The sequence below is a fragment of the Amycolatopsis solani genome (assembly GCF_033441515.1).
Lineage (GTDB): Bacteria > Actinomycetota > Actinomycetes > Mycobacteriales > Pseudonocardiaceae > Amycolatopsis > Amycolatopsis solani.
Genome location: NZ_JAWQJT010000002.1, coordinates 2,743,725 through 2,762,353, shown reverse-complemented (window position 1 = coordinate 2,762,353; position 18,629 = coordinate 2,743,725). Strand labels below are relative to the sequence as shown.

Below are 18,629 nucleotides of genomic sequence, written 5' to 3'. Positions count from 1 at the left end.
TTTCAACCACCCACCATGCGGTAGGTGGTGATATCCGGTATTAGACCTCGTTTCCAAGGCTTATCCCAGAGTGCAGGGCAGATTACCCACGTGTTACTCACCCGTTCGCCACTCATCCCCACCCGAAAGTGGTTCAGCGTTCGACTTGCATGTGTTAAGCACGCCGCCAGCGTTCGTCCTGAGCCAGGATCAAACTCTCCAACAATGAATAGTTTAATCGAGGCAATGTTCTTGCTCTCAAAGGAACCTCATACGAGGTTTCATATATAAGCTCTACTGGCTTAGTTCACTAGCACACTGTTGAGTTCTCAAGCAACACACCCCGAGTCGCACCGCCGTTGAGCGGCCTTACTCGAAGCGAGTTATTTCTAGCATTTTTTGGTGGGACACCCACTCAATCGCTTCGAGCGAGAGCTTGGTTCGTGTCCCGGCGGCCACCCGGTTTCCCTGGCGACTTGGAGAACTTTACACCCCCTCCAGGGGCCCGAAACAGGGGGGTACCTTAACCGCGTTACCGCAGGTCAAGGCCCTGTTCCGGGCCTACGGAGACGATCAGCCGCCGAGGGCGACGCCGGCGACGGTGCGCCGGCCCTTGCGGATCACGAGCCACTTGCCGTGCAGGGCGTCGCCCGGCGCAGGCTTCCACTCCTCGTCCGCGATCTTCTGGTTGTTGACGTACGCGCCGCCCTCCTTGACCGTGCGGCGCGCGGCGCCCTTGCTGTCGACCAGGCCGCCGGCGAGCAGCAGGTCGACGATCGTCGGTTCGCCCGACGGGTCGACCTTGCCGTTCGGCACCTCGGCCATCGCGGCGTCGAGGGTGCGTTCGTCCAGGTCGCCGAGCTCGCCGCGGCCGAACAGAGCCTGGCTGGCGTTGATGACCTGCCGGGTCTGCTCCTCGCCGTGCACGAGGACGGTGAACTCCTCCGCCAGCCGCTTCTGCGCGGCACGCAGGTGAGGACGCTCCGCGGTGTCCTCCGCGAGGGCGGCGATCTCCTCCTGGTCCAGGAAAGTGAACATCCGCAGGTAGCGGATCACGTCGGCGTCACCCACATTGACGAAGTACTGGTACCAGGCGTACGGCGAGGTCATCTCCGGGTCGAGCCAGAGGTTCCCGCCGCCGGTGGACTTGCCGAACTTGCGGCCCTCGGCGTCGGTGACCAGCGGCGCGGTCAGCGCGTGCGCGCCCGCTCCCTCGGTCCGGCGGATCAGATCGACCCCGCCGACGAGGTTGCCCCACTGGTCGGACCCGCCGACCTGCAGCTTGCAGCCGTACTGGCGGTACAGCTGCAGGTAGTCCTGCGATTGCAGGAGCAGGTAGCTGAACTCGGTGTACGACATGCCGTCGCCCTCGAGGCGGCGCTTCACCGTCTCCCGGTTGAGCATGACGTTGATCGAGAAGTGCTTCCCGACGTCGCGCAGGAACTCCAGGGCGCTCTGCTGCCCGGTCCAGTTCAGGTTGTTTTCGACGATCGCGCCGGTCGGCGAGTCGTCGAAGTCGACGAACCGCTCCAGCTGGCCGCGGATGCGCCCGGCCCACTCGGCGACGACGTCGAGGGTGTTCAACGTGCGTTCACCGGTGTCGCGCGGGTCGCCGATCATCCCCGTCGCGCCGCCGGCCAGCACGATGGGCCGGTGCCCCGCGCGCTGGAAGCGCTTGAGCATGAGCAGCGGGACCAGGTTGCCGGCGTGCAGGCTGGGCGCGGTCGGGTCGAACCCGCAATAGAGCGTGACGGGACCCTGGTCGAGCTCGCGCCGGAGGGCGTCGATGTCGGTGGACTGCGCGATCAGGCCGCGCCAGGACAGCTCGTCGAGGATGTGTTCGCTCACGCCTGTAGATCCTCCCGTACCTGGTCAACCGACTAAACGGCGGGTCGGACCCGGCGCTTCCCGCCGCGGCGGTAGGTCGACACGGCCGGCGAGCCGTCGACCCAGAACCGCCACGGCGTGTCCATCGCCATCGCCACGCCGACCCGGGGCCCGGTGCGGATCAGCTCGTCCGGTACCCGCTCACCCGCGTAGAGGCGGACCGGCGACGCCGGGTCGGTCAGGTCGACACCGTTCTGCTCGCGGTCGATGCGCAGCACCGACGTGAGGATCGCCGGGCCCTTGGCCAGCTCGCCGGTCCCCCGCGCGTTCGGGCGGCGCCGGCGGACGACGTCGAGGCCGGTGACGACCTCGCCCGCCCGCAGCAGCACCGCGCCCGCCACGCCGTCGTGGGAGCCGACGATGTTCGCGCAGAAGTGCATCCCGTAGACGAAGTACACGTACAGGTGACCCGCGGGCCCCCACATCACGGCGTTGCGCGGGGTCTGACCGCGGTAGCAGTGCGACGCCGGGTCGTCCTCGCCGCGGTAGGCCTCGACCTCGACCAGCCGGACGCCGACGGTGCCGTCGGGACCGTCGGCTTCCAGGACCGAGCCGAGCAGCAGCCGGGCCAGGTCGACGGGGTCGAGTGCCAGCTCCTCGCGCGTGAACAGCCGGTCGCTCACCACCACTCCCCTCGTCCCGCTGACCCGGCCGAGCCTAGCCAGGGGGTCAGTTGAGCCACTGGCGGGCCGCGGTGACGCGCTCTTCCAGCCGGGCGCGCTGCTCGGCCACGCGTTCCGGCGCCGTCCCGCCCCGCGCGTTGCGGGACTTCACGGAGCCTTCGACGGTGAGGACCGCGCGCACCTCGGGGGTCAGCGCCGGATTGATCTTCTCGAACTCCTCATCGGTCAGCTCGTCCAAGCCGACGCCGCGGGTCTCGGCGACGCGAACGCTCTCGCCTGCCGCTTCGTGCGCGACGCGGAACGGCACGCCCTGGCGCACCAGCCATTCCGCGATGTCGGTGGCCAGCGTGAACCCGGCCGGTGCGAGCTCGGCGAGCCGGTCGGTGTGGAAGGTCAGCGTGGCGAGCATGCCGGCGATCGCCGGGAACAGGAGCTCGAGCTGCTCGACCGAGTCGAACACCGGCTCCTTGTCCTCCTGGAGGTCGCGGTTGTAGGCCAGCGGCTGCGCCTTCAACGTGGCCAGCAGCCCGGTGAGGTTGCCGATCAGCCGGCCCGCCTTGCCGCGGGTCAGCTCCGCGACGTCGGGGTTCTTCTTCTGCGGCATGATCGAACTGCCGGTCGCCCACGCGTCGTCCAGCGTCACGTAGCCGAACTCGGCGGTGTTCCAGATGATCACCTCTTCGGCGATCCGGGACAGGTTCACCGAGAGCATGGCGACGGCGAAAGCGAATTCGGCGACGAAGTCGCGCGAAGCGGTGCCGTCGATCGAGTTCTCGACGCTGGTCGCGAAGCCCAGCTCCTCGGCGACGGCCTCCGGGTCGAGCCCCAGCGACGAGCCGGCGAGGGCCCCCGAGCCGTACGGCGACTCGGCCGTGCGGGCGTCCCAGTCCTGCAGCCGCGAGACGTCGCGCAGCAGGGCCTGGCCGTGGGCCAGCAGGTGGTGCGCGAGCAGCACCGGCTGGGCGTGCTGCAGGTGCGTGCGGCCGGGCAGGATCGCGTCCGGGTGGCGCTTCGCCTGCGAGACCAGCGCGTCGATGACTTCCAGGGTGCCGGCGACGACCCGGCGGGCGGCGTCGCGCAGCCACATCCGGAACAGCGTGGCCACCTGGTCGTTGCGCGACCGGCCGGCGCGCAGCTTGCCGCCGAGCTCGGTGCCCGCCCGCTCGAGCAGGCCGCGTTCGAGGGCCGTGTGCACGTCCTCGTCGGCGATCGTCGGGGTGAACTCCCCCGACGCGACGTCCTGGGCGAGCGCGTCGAGTGCGGTCAGCATGCCCGTGAGCTCGTCGTCGGTGAGCAGGCCCGCCTTGCGCAGCACGCGGGCGTGCGCGCGGGAGCCGGCGATGTCGTAGGGCGCCAGGCGCCAGTCGAAGTGCGTCGACGCGCTCAGCGCGGCCATCGCCTCCGCCGGACCGCTGGCGAACCGGCCGCCCCACAACTGGACCGGCTGCTCGTTCCCGCTCACTTTTCTCGCTTCTCCTCGGTGTTCGTGTGTTCAGGCGACCGTGATGCGGCCGTCGTACAGGACCAGGCGGACATTGGCACATCCGCGGCCGGCCCGCCGTTCGAGTGCGGCGCACGCTTCGCCGCGCCCGATCCGCTGCGCCTCACCCCGTGCGCACAGCATCCGGTGCGCTTCGGCGACGGAGACGGTCTCGCCGTCGATCGCCACCGGGACCCCGCGGTCGAAGGTGACGACGACCTCGTCCGGCGCGAGGAACTCGCCCTCGGCCGGGAAGATGTCGCCGATCATGGTGATCCTTCGTCTGCCGATCGTTGAGCGAGCGTGGCGAAGCGCGCGGCCAGTTCCTTGCCGTTCAGGGGCTCCCGCGCGATCACGGCGACGGTGTCGTCCCCCGCGATCGAGCCGACGACCTCTTCGAGCGCCGCGCGGTCGATGGCGCTGGCGAGGAACTGCGCCGCGCCCGGCGGGGTCCGCAGCACCATCAGGTTTCCGGACGAATCCGCCGAGACCATCAGTTCGGCCAGCAGCCGGGAGAGCCGTGAGGTGCCGCCCTGCACCCCGCGGACGGGGCTGCCGTCTTCGGGGATCACGTAGACCGGCGCCCCCGAGTCCGGACCGCGCAGCTTGACCGCGCCGAGCTCGTCGAGATCGCGCGACAGCGTCGCCTGCGTGACCTCGATGCCTTCGGCGGCCAGCAGCTTGGCCAGCTCGGTCTGGCTGCGGATGGTCATGGTCGACACGAGCTCGGTGATCCGCGCCTGCCGCCCCACCCGGCTGCTGGTCATCGCCGGCTCTCTTCGAAGAGCCAGACCAGCAGGGCCTTCTGGGCGTGCAGGCGGTTCTCCGCTTCGTCCCACACCGCGCTGGCCGGGCCGTCGATCACCTCGTCGGTGATCTCCCAGCCGCGGTGCGCGGGCAGGCAGTGCAGCACGATCGCGTCGTCCGCGGCCTTCTTCAGCAGCTCGGCGTTGACCTGCAGGGCGCGGAACGGGCCCACCCGGTCGAGGCCGTCGTTCTCCTGCCCCATCGACGTCCACGTGTCGGTGACGAGCACGTCCGCGCCGGCGACCGCCTCGTACGGGTCGGTGAAGACGGTGGCCGTGCCGCCGGTCTCCTCGCCGCGCTTCTTGGCGTCGAGCATGACCTGCTGGTCGGGCTGGAAGCCGAGCGGCGAGACCACCCGGACGTGCATCCCGGCGGTGACCCCGGCGAGCAGTAGCGAATGCGCCATGTTGTTGGCGCCGTCGCCGAGGTAGACGAGGGTCAGCCCGGCGAGCTTCCCCTTCCGCTCGCGGATGGTCATCAGGTCGGTGAGCGCCTGGCACGGGTGGAACTCGTCGGTCAGCGCGTTGACCACCGGGATCGACGCCGCCGACGCCATCGCCTCGATCCGCTTCTGGGCGAAGGTCCGCCAGACGATCCCGTCGACGTACCGGGACAGCACCCGCGAAGTGTCTTCGATGGTTTCCTCGCGGCCGAGCTGCATCGAGCGGCCGTCGACGATCACCGGGTGCCCGCCGAGCTGGCTGATGCCGACCTCGAACGAGAACCGGGTGCGCGTCGAGTTCTTCTCGAAGATCGCCGTGATGGACTTGCCGGCCAGGGTCTTGTTCCCCAGCGGGTCGGCCTTCAGCGCGTCGGCGATGTCCAGGATGGCCTGCTGTTCGGCCGGACTGACGTCGTCGTCGCGGAGGAAGTGGCGGAGCATCAGTCGGAGTCCTTCGTGGTGGAGTCGAGCGCGTTCGGGAGTGCGGAGAGGAAGCCTTCGACCTGCTCGCCGTCGAGCACGAGCGGCGGCGCGAGCCGGACGGTCTCCGGGGCGATCGGGTTGACGAGGAAGCCGGCGTCCTGGACGGCCTTCGCGACCGCCGCCGAAACGGGCTGCTTCAGCGCGATGCCGAGCAGCAGGCCGGCCCCGCGCACCCCGGCGACCAGCGGGTGGCCCAGCGCCTCGACGCCCGCCGCGATGTCCTTGCCCAGCGCGGAGACGTGGTCGAGGAGACCGTCCGTGGCGATGGTCTTCAGCACGGCCAGGCCGGCCGCGCAGCACACCGGGTTGCCGCCGAACGTCGTGCCGTGGTGGCCCGGCTTGAGCAGGTCGCCCGCCGCGCCGACACCGATGACCGCGCCCAGCGGCAGCCCGCCGCCGAGGCCCTTGGCCAAGGTGATCACGTCCGGGACGATGCCCGCCTGCTGGTAGCCGAACCAGGTGCCGAGCCGGCCGATGCCGGTCTGCACCTCGTCGAGCACCAGCAGCGTGCCGGTGGCCTTGGTGATCTCACGGGCGGCCTGCAGGTAGCCGTCCGGTGCCGGGAACACCCCGGCCTCACCCAGCACGGGTTCGAGGAAGACGGCCGCGGTGTCGGTGTCCACCGCCGCCTTGAGCGCCGCGACGTCCCCGTACGGGACGTGCTCCACGCCGGGTACGAGCGGCTTGAACGGGTCGCGCTTGCCGGGCTGGCCGGTGAGCGTCAGCGCGCCCATGGTCCGGCCGTGGAACGCGCCCTCGGCGGCGATCACCTTGGTGCGCCCGGTCAGCCGGCTGATCTTCAGCGCGGCTTCGTTGGCCTCGGCGCCGGAGTTGACGAACAGCACCCGGCCGTTGCCGGCGAGGCCGGCGACGTCGAGCAACGCCTCGGCGAGTTCGACGGTGACCGGGTTGACGTACAGGTTCGAGGTGTGGCCGAGCTGCTTGATCTGGTTCGTGACGGCTTCGACGATCGCCGGGTGGGCGTGCCCCAGCGCGTTCACGGCGATGCCGCCGAGCAGGTCGACGTACTCCTTGCCGTCGGCGTCCCACACCTTCGCGCCTTCGCCGCGGACGAGCGTCAGCGCCGGGGTGCCGTAGTTGTCCATCAGGGCGGACTGCCAGTGCTGCTGACCATCCACGTTGGACTTCAGGTCGGTCACGGGAGCTCCGTTTCGGGGAAGACCATGGTGCCGATACCGCGCGAGGTGAAGACTTCGAGCAGCACCGAGTGGGCGAGGCGGCCGTCGATCACGTGCGCCCGGCGCACGCCGCCGCGGATGGCGCGCACGCACGCCTCCATCTTCGGGATCATGCCGCTGGCCAGGCCGGGCAGCATGGTCTCGAGGCGATCGACGCGGATGCGGTCGATCAGCGAGGACCGGTCGGGCCAGTTCGCGTACAGGCCTTCGACGTCGGTGAGCACGACGAGCTTTTCGGCGCCCAGCGCCGCCGCGAGCGCGCCCGCCGCCGTGTCGGCGTTGACGTTGTGCACGACGCCCTCGACGTCCGGGGCGACGGTGGAGACGACCGGGATGCGCCCGGCGTTGACGATGTCGAGCACCGCGTCCGGGTTGACCTCGGCGACCTCGCCGACGAGCCCGATGTCGACCTGCTCACCGTCCACAGTGGCCTGTTTGCGCTCGGCGGTGAACAGCCGGGCGTCCTCGCCGGAGATGCCGACCGCGTACGGCCCGTGCGCGTTCATCAGCCCGACGAGCTCGCGGCTGACCTGGCCGGTGAGCACCATCCGGACGATGTCCATCGTTTCCGGCGTGGTGACGCGCAGGCCGCCCTTGAACTCGCCTTCGACGCCGAGGCGCTTGAGCATCGCGGTGATCTGCGGCCCGCCGCCGTGAACGACGACCGGGCGCAGGCCGGCCAGCCGCAGGAACACCATGTCCTCGGCGAAGGCCGCCTTCAGCTGGTCGTCGATCATGGCGTTGCCGCCGTACTTCACCACCACGGTGGCCCCGTGGAAGCGCTGCAGCCAGGGCAGTGCCTCGATCAGGACTCCGGCCTTCTCGGCCGCCGTCGCGAGTCTTTCGTCCGCGGAAATCAGAGCCTCCTGGTTCATGAGGAGTACGCGCTGTTCTCTTCGACGTAGCCGTGCGAAAGATCCGTGGTGTAGACGGTGGCCGCTTCGGTGCCGACCCCGAGGTCGACGACGATTTCGACGGCCCGCGCGGTGAGATCCGCCGCGGTCCGGTCGGCGGCCGGCATGCCCTGGGCGAACAGGGTGACGCCGTTGATCGTGATCGACACCGTCTCCGGGTCGATCCGGGCCGGGACCCGGCCCAGCGCCATGGCGATCCGGCCCCAGTTGGGGTCGGAACCGAAGAGCGCGGTCTTGACCAGGTTGTCCTCGGCGATCGTGCGGGCGACCGCCATCGCGTCGGTCTCCGATTCGGCGCCTTGGACGGTGATGTTGACGTCCTTCGTCGCGCCTTCGGAATCCGCGCGCAGCTGCAGCACGAGGTCGAGGCTGACCTTCGTGAGCAGCTCGGTGAGCTCCAGCTCGGTCGGCTCGACCCCGCTCGCGCCGGAGGCCAGCACCAGCACGGTGTCGTTGGTGGACGTGCCGCCGTCGACGTCGAGCCGGTCGAAGGTCACGCGGGTCGCCGCGCGCAGCGCGCGGTCGAGGGTTTCCTTGTCCACCACGGCGTCGGTGGTCAGGACCGAGAGCATGGTGGCGAGGTTCGGCGCGAGCATGCCCGCGCCCTTGGCGAAGCCGCCGACGCTCCAGCCGCTGTCGTGCTTCGCGAAGGCCTGCTTCGGTTTCGTGTCGGTGGTCATCACGCCCGTGGCCGCGTTCAGGCTCGCCTCGGCACTCGCGTCGAGTGCCTTGAACGCGGAGTCCACACCGGACAGGACGGCGGGCATCGGCAGCCGTTCGCCGATCAGGCCGGTGGAGCAGACGGCGACCTCGATGGCACCCGCCTGCAGGACTTCGGCGACCTTTTCGGCGGTGGCGTGGGTGTCCTGGAAGCCGCCCGGCCCGGTGGCCGCGTTGGCCCCGCCCGAGTTGAGGACGACGGCCTTGAGCCGCTGCTGCTTGAGCACTTCCTGCGACCACAGCACCGGCGCGGCCTTGATGACGTTGCGGGTGAACACGCCGGCCGCGACGTCCAGCGGGCCGTCGTTGACGACCAGGGTGAGGTCGAGCGCGCCGGACGCCTTGATCCCGGCGGCGACGCCGGCGGCGCGGAAGCCCTGGGGGCCGGTGACGGTCACGGTGCCACTCCTACGGTGGGAAGCCCGGTGGTTTCCGGGAGGCCGAGGGCCAGGTTCATCGACTGGACGGCACCGCCGGCGGTGCCCTTGGTCAGGTTGTCGATCGCGGCGACGACGACCAGGCGCCGGGCGCCGGTGTCGACCGCGACCTGCAGCTGGACGTTGTTCGATCCGAGCGTCGACGCGGTCGCCGGCCAGGCGCCGGCGGGCAGCAGCTGGACGAACGGCTCCGTGTCGTAGGCCTTCTCGTAGGCCTCGCGGACCGCGGCCTCGTCGACGTCGTCCTTCAGCGGAGCGCTCGCGGTGGTGAGGATGCCGCGGGGCATCGGCGCGAGGACCGGGGTGAAGGACACGGTGACCTTCTCGCCCGCGACGGCCGAAAGGTTCTGCGCGAACTCCGGGGTGTGGCGGTGGGCGCCGCCGACGCCGTACGCGCTCGCCGAGCCCATCACTTCGGAACCGAGCAGGTTCGGCTTGAGGCTCTTGCCCGCGCCGGAGGTGCCGGTGACCGCGACGACCGTGACGTCCGGCTCGATCAGCCCGGCTTCGAACGCGGGCGCGAGGGCCAGCGAGCCGCCGGTCGGGAAGCAGCCGGGGACGGCGACGCGCTTGGTGCCGACGAGCTTTTCGCGGGCGCCAGGCAGTTCGGGCAGGCCGTACGGCCACTGGCCGGCGTGCTCACCGCCGTACCAGCGCTGCCAGTCGGCCGGGTCGGCCAGGCGGTGGTCGGCGCCGAGGTCGACGACCAGGACCTCCGGACCGAGCTGCGCCGCGATCTCGGCGGAGTGCCCGTGGGGCAGCGCCAGGAAGACGACGTCGTGGCCGGCGAGGGTCTCCGGCGTCGTCTCGGCGAGGACGCGGTCGGCGAGTGGGACGAGGTGGGGCTGGTGGACGCCGAGTCTGGTGCCCGCGCTGCTGGCCGCCGTGAGGGCGCCGATCTCCACCTCGGGATGGGTCAGGAGCAGGCGCAGCAGTTCGCCGCCCGCGTACCCGCTGGCTCCGGCCACCGCGATGTTCACCGTCATACGCATGATTATGCACGCCCTTGCAAGGCTAAACAAACAGGTTTACCGGGAAGTGGCGCCCGCCACCTTGGGATGCTGAGCGCATGACGGACACCCCGGCCCGGCTGCTCGGCCTGCTCTCGCTGCTCCAGACGCCCCGGGAATGGCCGGGCAGCGAACTCGCCGGCCGGCTCGGGGTGAGCCCGCGCACCATCCGCCGCGACGTCGACCGGCTGCGCGAACTGGGCTACCCGGTCGAGGCGAGCCGCGGCGTCGCGGGCGGCTATCGGCTGGTCGCCGGCACCGCGATGCCGCCGCTGGTGCTCGACGACGACGAAGCCGTCGCGATCGCCGTGGGGCTGCGGACCGCCGCCGGACAGTCCGTTTCCGGGATCGAGGAAGCGTCGGTGCGGGCGCTGGCCAAGCTGGAGCAGGTACTGCCCGCGCGGTTGCGCCGCCGGGTGGGCGCTATAGGTACGGCGACGGTCGCCGTGGCGGCCACCGGACCCGTCGTCGATCCGGCGCAGCTGACGGTGTTCGCCGGCGCGATCACCAACCAGGAGACGGTCCGCTTCCGCTACCGGGCGAACGACGGGGCGGAGACCCGGCGCCGGGCCGAGCCGCTCCGGCTGGTCGCCGCGGGCCGACGCTGGTACCTGGTCGCCTACGACCTCGACCGGGCGGACTGGCGCGTCTTCCGCGCCGACCGCGTCCGCGACGCCCAGGCCACCGGCGGCCGGGTGGTCCCCCGCCGCCCGCCCGCGACGGACCTGGCGGCCTACGTCGTCGACCGCCTCTACGACCTCGCGCCGACGTACCGCGCGGTGGCCGTCTTGGCCGAGCCGGCGACGCAGATCGCGCCCCGCCTCGGGGTGGCGCCCGGCGAGCTGACCGACCTGGGCGACGGCCGGTGCCGGTGGCGGAGCCACTCGGACACGCTGGACTGGCTCGCGTTCCGGCTGCTGGGGTTGGGGTGTGGGTTCACGGTCGAGGAGCCGGCGGAACTGGTCGAACACCTGAAGGTGCTGGGCGCCCGCGCCATCGCGGCGGCGGGTGTGCCGGTGGTGGAGTGAGCGGGACGACGCCGTTCCGCCGGGTCGGGGTCGCACTCCAGCGGGCTGGGGGCGGTCGGCGACTGGCGCCGGGGAGTCTCTGGCGCGCTCTGGAGCCGGAGGCCGGGCCCGCCAAGCACGGCAGGCGACAACCGCCGAATCGTCACCAGCGCGCTCTGTCGCCAGAGACCGCACCTACCGACCACGGCAGGCGACAACCACCGCGCCTCCACCGGCGCGCTCTGGCCCCCGCGGCCACGCCCGCCCGCCCACCAGCCTGGCGCCGCTAGCGACAGCCGCCTGGGCGCGGTCGGCGACTGGCGCCGAGGCGCCTCCGGTGCGCTCTGGAGCCGGAGGCCGAACCCTCCCGCCCACCAGTCGGGCGCCGTGTCCTCCGGTCTGCCCCGGACCCGGAGATCGTGCCAACCAAGCACGGCAGGCGACCGACGGCGCGGGTCGGTCGTTCTTCGCTGTTCTACTCACCGGATTTCCTCCCCCGGATCGGGGTGGTGGGCCGGTCCGTCGGGGGCCGGCCCACCACCGGTGGTCAGCTCGGCTCGGCTCCGTCCAGGTCCGTGCGCCTGCTCGGCGGGACGGGGAGGTAGCAGCCCGGGTTCTCCGGGTCGCAGCCGACGCGGGGCAGGCGGGCGCGGATGCCGCCGGGGGTGCGCTCGAATGCCGTCGCTATCTCCGCGACGCTCTCGCCCGCGATCCAGCGGCTCTCCAGTTCCGCGTCCATTTCCTCGTTCCACGGGCGCCCTTGCTGGGCGGGGCGGCCGGCGGATCTTCGCCGCGGCGGCCGGGCCGTGCCGGTCGCGGCGAGCAGCTCGTCCGCGACCAGGTCGGCGACCGTGGCCGCGACCGCGACGTCCAGGTCGAGGCTGCCCTCGGCGACCGGTTCGCCGCCGGGGCCGCCGGCTTCCAGCGTGATCATGACCCTGGGGGTCGGTTCGGCGCGGTCGACGTCCGTCCTGGTCGAGACCACGAGGCGGTAGGTGTTTTCGGCTGCCCGGAACTCGGTCCGGCGCTGTTCGATGATCGACATGACCCGAAGCTAGCGCGCACCCCCGACAATTTTTGGCCACGCGCTGCTCACGGCCGACTTCGCTCCGAAATTGTCGGACCCCTCCCCTAACGTCCCCCTCGACCACACCGCGTCACGAGGAGGCGACGATGAGACACCCGCGGACAAGACGGTGCCCCGGTCCGGACGAGCCGGACCGGGGCACCGGGTGGAACTTCCGCTCAGAAGTGCAGCAGCTGTGCCAGCGTGCTCTGCTTCTCCTGGGCAGCCTTCGCGGAGCTGTCCGACTTCTGCGCCGCGGCGCCGTCGGGCACCGGCGCCGGCACCGGGTCGCACTGGACGTCCGAGTGGTTGCCGGGCTGACGCTTCGGCAGCGCGCCGGTCGCCAGGTAGTCGGCGATCTTGTCGTCCACACAGGACACCCCGGACAGCGAACCGGCGTGCGTCGTACCGCCCGGCGCGCTGATCAGGCTCGACTTCGGGAACCGCTTGCGGACCTCGAGGCTGCCCGCGTACGGCGTGGCGGCGTCGAGCTCCTCGCTGATCAGCAGCGCACCGGCGACCTTGCCGCCGTCGATGTTCACCGGCTTGCCCGCCTTCGCCGGCCAGTACACGCAGGGCGCGTTGAACCAGGCGTTGCCCCAGGTCTCGAACGGGGCCTTGAAGTAGGTGATCCAGTTGTCGGCGCGCCACTTGTTCCAGTTGGTCGGCCACTGCACGTCGGTGCACTGCACGCCGAGGTAGACGGCGAACCCGTTGTCGTCGCCGGGCGGGTTCGAGTTGTCGTAGAGCGCCTTCAGCGTCTGCCAGTCACCCTTGTGCACGTAGCCGTCGAAGGCCTTGGCCATGTCGACCCAGCCGAAGACGTAGTAGCCGGCCTGCAGGAAGACGTCGGTCCACTCGTCGCCGCCGATGACCCCGCCCGCCGGGTTCTTGGCGAGCTTGCGCTGCGTGTCGTACCACAGCTTCTCGACGGCGCCGCCGGTCTTGCCGAGGTGGTAGACGTTGTCGTAGGACGCCAGCCAGTCGAAGTAGATCTTGATGTTCTTGTCGAACGCGACGTCCTGGTCGAGGTTGGCCTCGTACCAGACCTTCCGCGGGTCGACGTTGCCGTCGAGCACCATCCGCCGGACGTTCTTCGGGTACAGCGTGCTGTACACCTGGCCGAGGTAGGTGCCGTAGGAGAAGCCGTAGTAGTTGATCTGCTTCTCGCCCAGCGCCTTGCGCAGGCTGTCCATGTCCTGCGCGACGTCGGTCGTCTTGATGTGGTCGAGGATTTCGCCGTTCTTGCGGCACGCGTCGGCGTACCCCTTCGAGCGGGCGAGCCACGTCTTCTCCAGCTGCGGCGTGGTCGGCACGTACGCCGGCCGGTTGTAGCTGAAGTAGTTCCCGTCGCAGCTGATCGACGGCTTGCTGGACCCGACGCCCCGCGGGTCGAAGCCGATCCAGTCGTAGTTGTCACCTGCGTGGTTCGGCACGTACTTGCCGAGCACCGAGAGGCCGAGGCCGGAGCCACCCGGGCCACCCGGGTTCACCAGCATGATGCCCTGGGACTGCGCGGTCTTGTGCTTGATCCGCGACACCGCGACGGAGACCTTCGCCCCGCCCGGCTTCGCGTAGTCCATCGGCACCTCGAGGAAGCCGCACTCGGCGCCGTTGGCCTTGAGGCTCGCCGACGCGCAGGGCCCCCAGGCGATCGGCGCCGGGGTGAACTGCACCCCGGGATCCGCCGAGGCGGCGGGCGCGGCGGCCATCAACCCGGCCGCGAGCCCCGCGGCGGCGACGGCGGCAACGATTCTTTTCACAGTCGTCCTTTTCGTCCGCATTCGACAGAGTTCGCCGTATTTCGACGAAACTACCGGCAACCCTGGACAATCTCGCCGACCGGCGCGACTTCCGCCATCCGCCTTTCGTCGGGACCTGCGCCCGCCGCCGAGCCCCGGAACTGTCGGTGGCCGGAAGTACGCTCCGGGTCGCCGGAAGGCGCAGGGAGGACGGATGAACGTGGACGATCGGCTGGTCAAGGCGATCCGCACCGGGCTGGCGGAGCTGGCCGACCCGGGGAAAGCGCCGGCGATGCAGGCGTACATGAAGTCGGCGATGCCGTTCCGCGGCGTGGCGAAACCTCAGCGCAGCGTGCTGCTCAAGCGGGTGCTCGCCGACCACATACTGCCCGATCGGGTGACATATTCAGCGACCGTCCTGGAGTTGTGGCGGACCGCCGAATTCCGCGAAGAGCGCTACGCGGCCATCGATCTTTCCGGTCATCGGGCGTACCGGGCGTGGCAGGACGCGGAACTGGTGCCGATGTACGAGGAAATGATCGTCAGCGGGGCCTGGTGGGACCACGTGGACGAGCTGGCGATCCGCCGGATCGGGCCGATCCTCCGCGCCGACCGCGCCCGGCTGACGCCCGTCATGCTGAGCTGGGCGGCCGACCTCGACCTGTGGCGCCGCCGGACGGCGATCATCTGCCAGGTCGGCGCCAAGGAGGACACCGACACGGACCTGCTGACCCGCGCGATCGAACCCGCGATCGCCGAGCCGGAGTTCTTCCTGCGCAAGGGAATCGGCTGGGCGTTGCGGGAGTACGCGAAGACATCGCCGGACTGGGTGCGGTCCTTCGTGGACGACCACCCGGGGCTGTCCGGGCTGTCGCGGAGGGAGGCGCTCAAGCACATCGGCTGAGCGCCGCCGGACCACGAGCCGGCGAGCCCGAGCGCGCCCTCGCCCCACGGATGGGAACGCGACGCTCCCGGCCGACGCCCCAGCGGCCCGCCGGTCCGGGCGCGACCGTGCCGGAACGCGAAGAAGGGCCGGTCTCCCGGCCCCTCTCCTCCAGCGTGATGCGTCCGGCGTGGTGCGTTCCGTCAGGCGCGCAGAGCCGCCTCGAAGCGCTCGGCCGCGGCCGCCACGGCCGCGTCGCGGGCCTTGGTGGCCTCGTCGACCGTCAGGGTGCGGTCGGCCGCCCGGAAGCGGAGCTTGTACGCCAGGGAACGCTTGCCCTCGCCGACCTGCTCGCCCGCGTACACGTCGAACAGCGTGATGTCCTCGAGGAGCTCGCCCGCTCCCTCGCGCAGCACCGCGGCGAGGTCCGCCGACGGCACTTCCGCGGCCACCACGAGGGCGACGTCGAGCAGCACCGGCGGATAACCCGACACGCTCGGGGCGGGGCGGGAGTCCGGCAGCGGGATCGCGTCCAGGTCCAGCTCCATCGCGACCGTCCGCGGCGGCAGGCCGAGGGCCTCGACCACCTTGGGGTGCAGCTCGCCGGCGTGGCCGACCGGCCAGTCGCCGACCCGCAGCTGGGCGCAGCGGCCCGGGTGCCACGGCGGGAGGTCGGTCGCCTGGACCGTCAGCTCGACGCCGGCGGCCTCCGCGATCGTGCGGGCGGCCTGGACCGCGTCGGCCCAGTTCGCCTGCTCGCCGCCGCCCCACCAGCCCGCGCGGTGGCGGTTGCCGGCGAGGACCACCCCGACGTGCAGGGGCTGCGGCGGGACCGCGGCCTCGAGCAGCGCCAGCTCCTCGTCGCTCGGCCGCCGGTCGACGCCGAGGTCCGGCACCTTCAGCGGGTTCGGCGCGGGCAGCACGACCTGGCCGATCTGGTACAGCGAGACGTCCTTCATCCCGCGGGACACGTTGCGCTGCAGCGTGTCCAGCAGGCCCGGCAGCAGCGTGGTGGCCAGCCGGTTGCGGTCGGCCTCCAGCGGGTTGCGGACCACGACCGCGTTGCGGCGGACGTCGTCCTCCGGCAGGCCGAAGGCGTCCCACACCGCGTCGCCGACGAACGGGAACGGGCGCACCTCGACGTACCCCGCCTCGGCGAGGGCACGGGAAACGCTCCGCACCCGCCGCTGGGCGTCGGTCAGGCCGCGGCCGGCCGGGGCGGCGGGCAGCGTCGACGGGATGCTGTCGTAGCCCTCCAGCCGCAGGACCTCTTCGACGAGGTCGGCGGGCTGGCGCAGGTCGCCGCGCCAGCTCGGGGGGATCGCCGTGACCAGGCCGGTGCCGTCGTCGCCGGTGCTCACCGAGACCTTGCAGCCGATCTGGGTGAGCCGGCGGACCGTGACACCGCGCTTGTAGTTCACGCCCGCGACCTTGTCGGGCAGGTTGATCGGCATGACGACCGGCGGGTTCGGCTTGACCTCGCCCTCGTCGGTGCGGCCGGGGCGGATCGAGGCGTCGCCGTACTGCCGCAGCAGGCGGGCGGCCAGCTCGACGGCGGCCGGGCACAGCTGCGGGTCGGTGAACCGCTCGAAGCGCTTGGCGGCCTCGGAGAACAGCTTGTGCCGGCGCGCGGTGCGGCTGATCGCCGCCGGGTTCCAGTGCGCGGCTTCGAGCAGCACGTCGGTGCTCTCCGTCGTGATCTCGGTGCTCGCGCCACCCATCGTGCCCGCCAGCGAGATGACGCCGCTGTCGTCGGCGATGACGATGTCGTCCGGGTCGAGCGCGCGCTCGACGTCGTCCAGCGTCGTCAGCTTCTCGCCCGCCTTCGCGCGCCGGACCACCAGGTCGCCCTGGATGGCCTTGGTGGCGAACGCGTGCAGCGGGTGCCCGAGCTCGAGCATCACGTAGTTGGTGACGTCGACGGCCAGCGAGATGGAGCGGATGCCGGCCAGCATCAGCCGGCGGCGCATCCACCACGGGGTCGGCGCGGTCGCGTCCAGGCCGGTGACCCGCCGCAGCACGAACCGCGGGCAGCCTTCCGGGTCCTCGACGTGGACCGGCCAGGCGTCGCCTTCGGCCGCCGGGACCTCCAGCAGCGCCGGGTCGCCGAACGGGACGTCCAGCGCGTTCGACAGCTCGCGCGCGAGACCGCGGATCGACAGCGCGTAGCCGCGGTCCGGGGTCGGGGCCAGCTCGATGACCGTGTCGTTCAGGCCGAGGAGCTCCTGGGCGTCGTCGCCCGGGCTCGCCGTGCCCGACGGCAGCACGAGGATGCCGGTGTGGTCGTCGCCGAGGCCGAGCTCGCGGGCCGAGCAGATCATGCCGTCGCTGATGCGGCCGTAGGTCTTGCGGGAGGCGATTTCGAAGCCGCCGGGCAGGACGGCGCCGGGCAGCGCGACGACGACCAGGTCGCCCTCGGTGAAGTTGCGCGCGCCGCAGATGATGCCGCGGGTCTTGATGCCGTGCGGACCCTCGTCGAACTCGCCGGCTTCGTCGTCCTCGTCTTCGTCCTCGTCGTCCAGCTCTTCGGCTTCGTCGGCGGGTTCGCCGACGTCGACGCGGCAGAACCGGACCGGCTTCTTGAACTCGGTGAGCTCTTCGATCTCGGCCACCCGGCCGACGACCAGCGGCCCGGTCACGGGCCCGAGCTCGCTCAGGTCGTCGACCTCGACCCCGATCCGCACGAAGGCGTCGGCCAGGTCCTGCGGCGTGACCTCCTCAGCGAGATCGAGGTGTTCGGTCAGCCAGCTGACTGGGACTCGCACTACGCCTCCGTTCCGAAGGGAAGGGTGAAGCGGACGTCGCCTTCCACCATGTCGCGCATGTCCGGGATCCCGTTGCGGAACTGCAGGGTGCGCTCGATGCCCATGCCGAAGGCGAAGCCCGAGTACACGTCGGGGTCGACGCCGCAGGCGCGCAGCACGTTCGGGTTGACCATGCCGCAGCCACCCCACTCGACCCAGCCGGGGCCGCCCTTCTTCTCCTCGAACCAGACGTCGACCTCGGCGGACGGCTCGGTGAACGGGAAGAAGTGCGGGCGCAGGCGGGTCTTGGAGCTCTCGCCGAACATCGCGCGGGCGAAGGCGTCCAGGGTGCCCTTGAGGTGCGCCATGGTGATGCCCTTGTCCACCGCGAGGCCCTCGACCTGGGTGAACACCGGGGTGTGCGTCGAGTCGAGCTCGTCGGTCCGGTACGTCCGGCCCGGGCAGACGACGTACACCGGCAGGTCGCGGTGCAGCAGCGTGCGGGCCTGCACCGGCGAGGTGTGCGTGCGCAGCACCAGGCCGGAGTCCTCTTCACCGACGTAGAAGGTGTCCTGCAGCTGGCGGGCCGGGTGGTCCTTGCCGAAGTTCAGCGCGTCGAAGTTGAACCACTCGGCTTCGAGCTCCGGACCCTCGGCGACCTCGTAGCCCATCGCGACGAACGCGTCCGCGACGCGCTCGGAGATGGTGCTGATCGGGTGGCGGGCACCCCGCGGGACACGGTCCCACGGCAGGGTGACGTCGACGGTTTCTTCACGCAGGACACGCTCGTCGCGCTCCACCTGGAGCTCGGCACGGCGGGCGTCGAAGGCCGCCTGGATGGCTTGCCGGGCCTCGTTGACGCGCTTGCCCGCCTCGGCCTTCTCCTGCTTGGGCAGGGCGCCGATCGCGCGGCGGGCCAGGCCCACCGGCGACTGGTCACCGAGGTGCGCCGGCTTGACCTCGGCCAGCGCCTCGAGCCCGGTCGCGGCGGCGAACGCCGCTTCGGCGGCCTTGACCGCCTCCTGCAGCGTCTCGGGGGCCAATACCGCGCCCTGGGCTTCCTTTTCCTTGGCTCCGGACATAACTCCTCGGCGTCCGCTGGGACTGGTTGTTCGGGCGCCGCCGGACACGCGGCGCACGAGAGGTCAGAGGCGGGAAAAGTCTATGGGATCGGGTCCGCGCGCCCCCGGTCGGCCCGGGGCCGCG

The 18,629-nt window shown here is 71.2% G+C and carries 16 protein-coding genes and 1 rRNA gene; 2 read left to right on the top strand and 15 right to left on the bottom strand.

All coding sequences use genetic code 11. The features are described 5' to 3' along the window. The 11 genes from SD460_RS33185 to argC form a co-directional block, all read right to left on the bottom strand. Positions 1-205, bottom strand: a 16S ribosomal RNA gene (locus tag SD460_RS33185); the annotation flags it as partial. 347 nt (positions 206-552) lie between these two features. Beyond that, positions 553-1,827, bottom strand: coding sequence for a tyrosine--tRNA ligase (gene tyrS, locus SD460_RS33180; RefSeq protein WP_290059502.1), 1,275 nt, complete (start codon positions 1,825-1,827; stop codon positions 553-555). A gap of 32 nt (positions 1,828-1,859) precedes the next feature. Then, positions 1,860-2,492 carry a DNA-3-methyladenine glycosylase gene (locus tag SD460_RS33175; protein WP_290059500.1) on the bottom strand — a complete coding sequence of 211 codons (633 nt, stop codon included), beginning with the start codon at positions 2,490-2,492 and terminating at the stop codon, positions 1,860-1,862. A 43-nt stretch (positions 2,493-2,535) separates the two neighbouring features. Continuing rightward, the gene (gene argH, locus SD460_RS33170) at positions 2,536-3,951 is read right to left on the bottom strand and encodes an argininosuccinate lyase (protein ID WP_290059498.1); all 1,416 of its coding nucleotides are present in this window, start codon (positions 3,949-3,951) and stop codon (positions 2,536-2,538) included. 30 nt (positions 3,952-3,981) lie between these two features. Beyond that, entirely contained in the window at positions 3,982-4,239 is a 258-nt protein-coding gene (locus tag SD460_RS47040) for an argininosuccinate synthase (protein WP_290059497.1), read from the bottom strand. Next, positions 4,236-4,736: an arginine repressor gene (locus tag SD460_RS33160; protein WP_290059495.1), complete on the bottom strand. Its 501-nt coding sequence runs from the start codon at positions 4,734-4,736 to the stop codon at positions 4,236-4,238. The genes SD460_RS47040 and SD460_RS33160 overlap by 4 nt, the downstream gene beginning before the upstream one ends. Beyond that, positions 4,733-5,659: an ornithine carbamoyltransferase gene (gene argF, locus SD460_RS33155; RefSeq protein ID WP_290059493.1), complete on the bottom strand. Its 927-nt coding sequence runs from the start codon at positions 5,657-5,659 to the stop codon at positions 4,733-4,735. The genes SD460_RS33160 and argF overlap by 4 nt, the downstream gene beginning before the upstream one ends. Further along, positions 5,659-6,861 (bottom strand): acetylornithine transaminase, encoded by a 1,203-nt coding sequence (locus SD460_RS33150; protein WP_290059492.1) that lies wholly within the window; start codon positions 6,859-6,861, stop codon positions 5,659-5,661. Before SD460_RS33150 ends, argF begins: the two co-directional genes overlap by 1 nt. Continuing rightward, entirely contained in the window at positions 6,858-7,775 is a 918-nt protein-coding gene (gene argB / locus SD460_RS33145; RefSeq protein WP_290059490.1) for an acetylglutamate kinase, read from the bottom strand. The genes SD460_RS33150 and argB overlap by 4 nt, the downstream gene beginning before the upstream one ends. Next, positions 7,772-8,932, bottom strand: coding sequence for a bifunctional glutamate N-acetyltransferase/amino-acid acetyltransferase ArgJ (gene argJ, locus SD460_RS33140; RefSeq protein WP_290059488.1), 1,161 nt, complete (start codon positions 8,930-8,932; stop codon positions 7,772-7,774). Before argJ ends, argB begins: the two co-directional genes overlap by 4 nt. Continuing rightward, on the bottom strand, positions 8,929-9,957 hold the full coding sequence (gene argC, locus SD460_RS33135; RefSeq protein ID WP_290059487.1) for an N-acetyl-gamma-glutamyl-phosphate reductase: 1,029 nt from the start codon (positions 9,955-9,957) through the stop codon (positions 8,929-8,931). Before argC ends, argJ begins: the two co-directional genes overlap by 4 nt. Before the next feature lie 83 nt (positions 9,958-10,040). On the opposite strand from argC, the gene SD460_RS33130 reads away from it, so the two are divergent. Further along, positions 10,041-11,009: a helix-turn-helix transcriptional regulator gene (locus SD460_RS33130; protein WP_290059484.1), complete on the top strand. Its 969-nt coding sequence runs from the start codon at positions 10,041-10,043 to the stop codon at positions 11,007-11,009. A gap of 526 nt (positions 11,010-11,535) precedes the next feature. On the opposite strand, the gene SD460_RS33125 is transcribed toward SD460_RS33130, so the two are convergent. Next, a complete protein-coding gene (locus tag SD460_RS33125) occupies positions 11,536-12,033 on the bottom strand; it encodes a helix-turn-helix domain containing protein (RefSeq protein ID WP_290059483.1) in 498 nt (165 codons plus the stop codon). 200 nt (positions 12,034-12,233) lie between these two features. Next, the gene (locus SD460_RS33120) at positions 12,234-13,817 is read right to left on the bottom strand and encodes an alpha/beta hydrolase (protein WP_290059481.1); all 1,584 of its coding nucleotides are present in this window, start codon (positions 13,815-13,817) and stop codon (positions 12,234-12,236) included. A gap of 193 nt (positions 13,818-14,010) precedes the next feature. On the opposite strand from SD460_RS33120, the gene SD460_RS33115 reads away from it, so the two are divergent. Then, on the top strand, positions 14,011-14,700 hold the full coding sequence (locus SD460_RS33115; protein WP_290059478.1) for a DNA alkylation repair protein: 690 nt from the start codon (positions 14,011-14,013) through the stop codon (positions 14,698-14,700). Positions 14,701-14,882: 182 nt separating this feature from the next. Here SD460_RS33115 and pheT read toward each other — a convergent pair whose 3' ends face one another. Next, on the bottom strand, positions 14,883-17,444 hold the full coding sequence (gene pheT / locus SD460_RS33110) for a phenylalanine--tRNA ligase subunit beta (protein WP_318307200.1): 2,562 nt from the start codon (positions 17,442-17,444) through the stop codon (positions 14,883-14,885). Then, positions 17,444-18,505, bottom strand: a complete 1,062-nt coding sequence (pheS, locus tag SD460_RS33105; protein ID WP_290059471.1) for a phenylalanine--tRNA ligase subunit alpha — start codon at positions 18,503-18,505, stop codon at positions 17,444-17,446. Before pheS ends, pheT begins: the two co-directional genes overlap by 1 nt. Positions 18,506-18,629 lie beyond the last annotated feature (124 nt).

Excerpts from the sequence above, each read along its gene's own strand:
- argF (WP_290059493.1), bottom strand. The coding sequence starts at position 5,659 with ATGCTCCGCCACTTCCTCCGCGACGACGACGTCAGTCCGGCCGAACAG.
- argB (WP_290059490.1), bottom strand. The coding sequence starts at position 7,775 with ATGAACCAGGAGGCTCTGATTTCCGCGGACGAAAGACTCGCGACGGCG.
- SD460_RS33125 (WP_290059483.1), bottom strand. The coding sequence starts at position 12,033 with ATGTCGATCATCGAACAGCGCCGGACCGAGTTCCGGGCAGCCGAAAAC.
- SD460_RS33115 (WP_290059478.1), top strand. The coding sequence starts at position 14,011 with ATGAACGTGGACGATCGGCTGGTCAAGGCGATCCGCACCGGGCTGGCG.
- SD460_RS47040 (WP_290059497.1), bottom strand. The coding sequence starts at position 4,239 with ATGATCGGCGACATCTTCCCGGCCGAGGGCGAGTTCCTCGCGCCGGAC.
- pheS (WP_290059471.1), bottom strand. The coding sequence starts at position 18,505 with ATGTCCGGAGCCAAGGAAAAGGAAGCCCAGGGCGCGGTATTGGCCCCC.
- SD460_RS33160 (WP_290059495.1), bottom strand. The coding sequence starts at position 4,736 with ATGACCAGCAGCCGGGTGGGGCGGCAGGCGCGGATCACCGAGCTCGTG.
- argC (WP_290059487.1), bottom strand. The coding sequence starts at position 9,957 with ATGACGGTGAACATCGCGGTGGCCGGAGCCAGCGGGTACGCGGGCGGC.
- SD460_RS33130 (WP_290059484.1), top strand. The coding sequence starts at position 10,041 with ATGACGGACACCCCGGCCCGGCTGCTCGGCCTGCTCTCGCTGCTCCAG.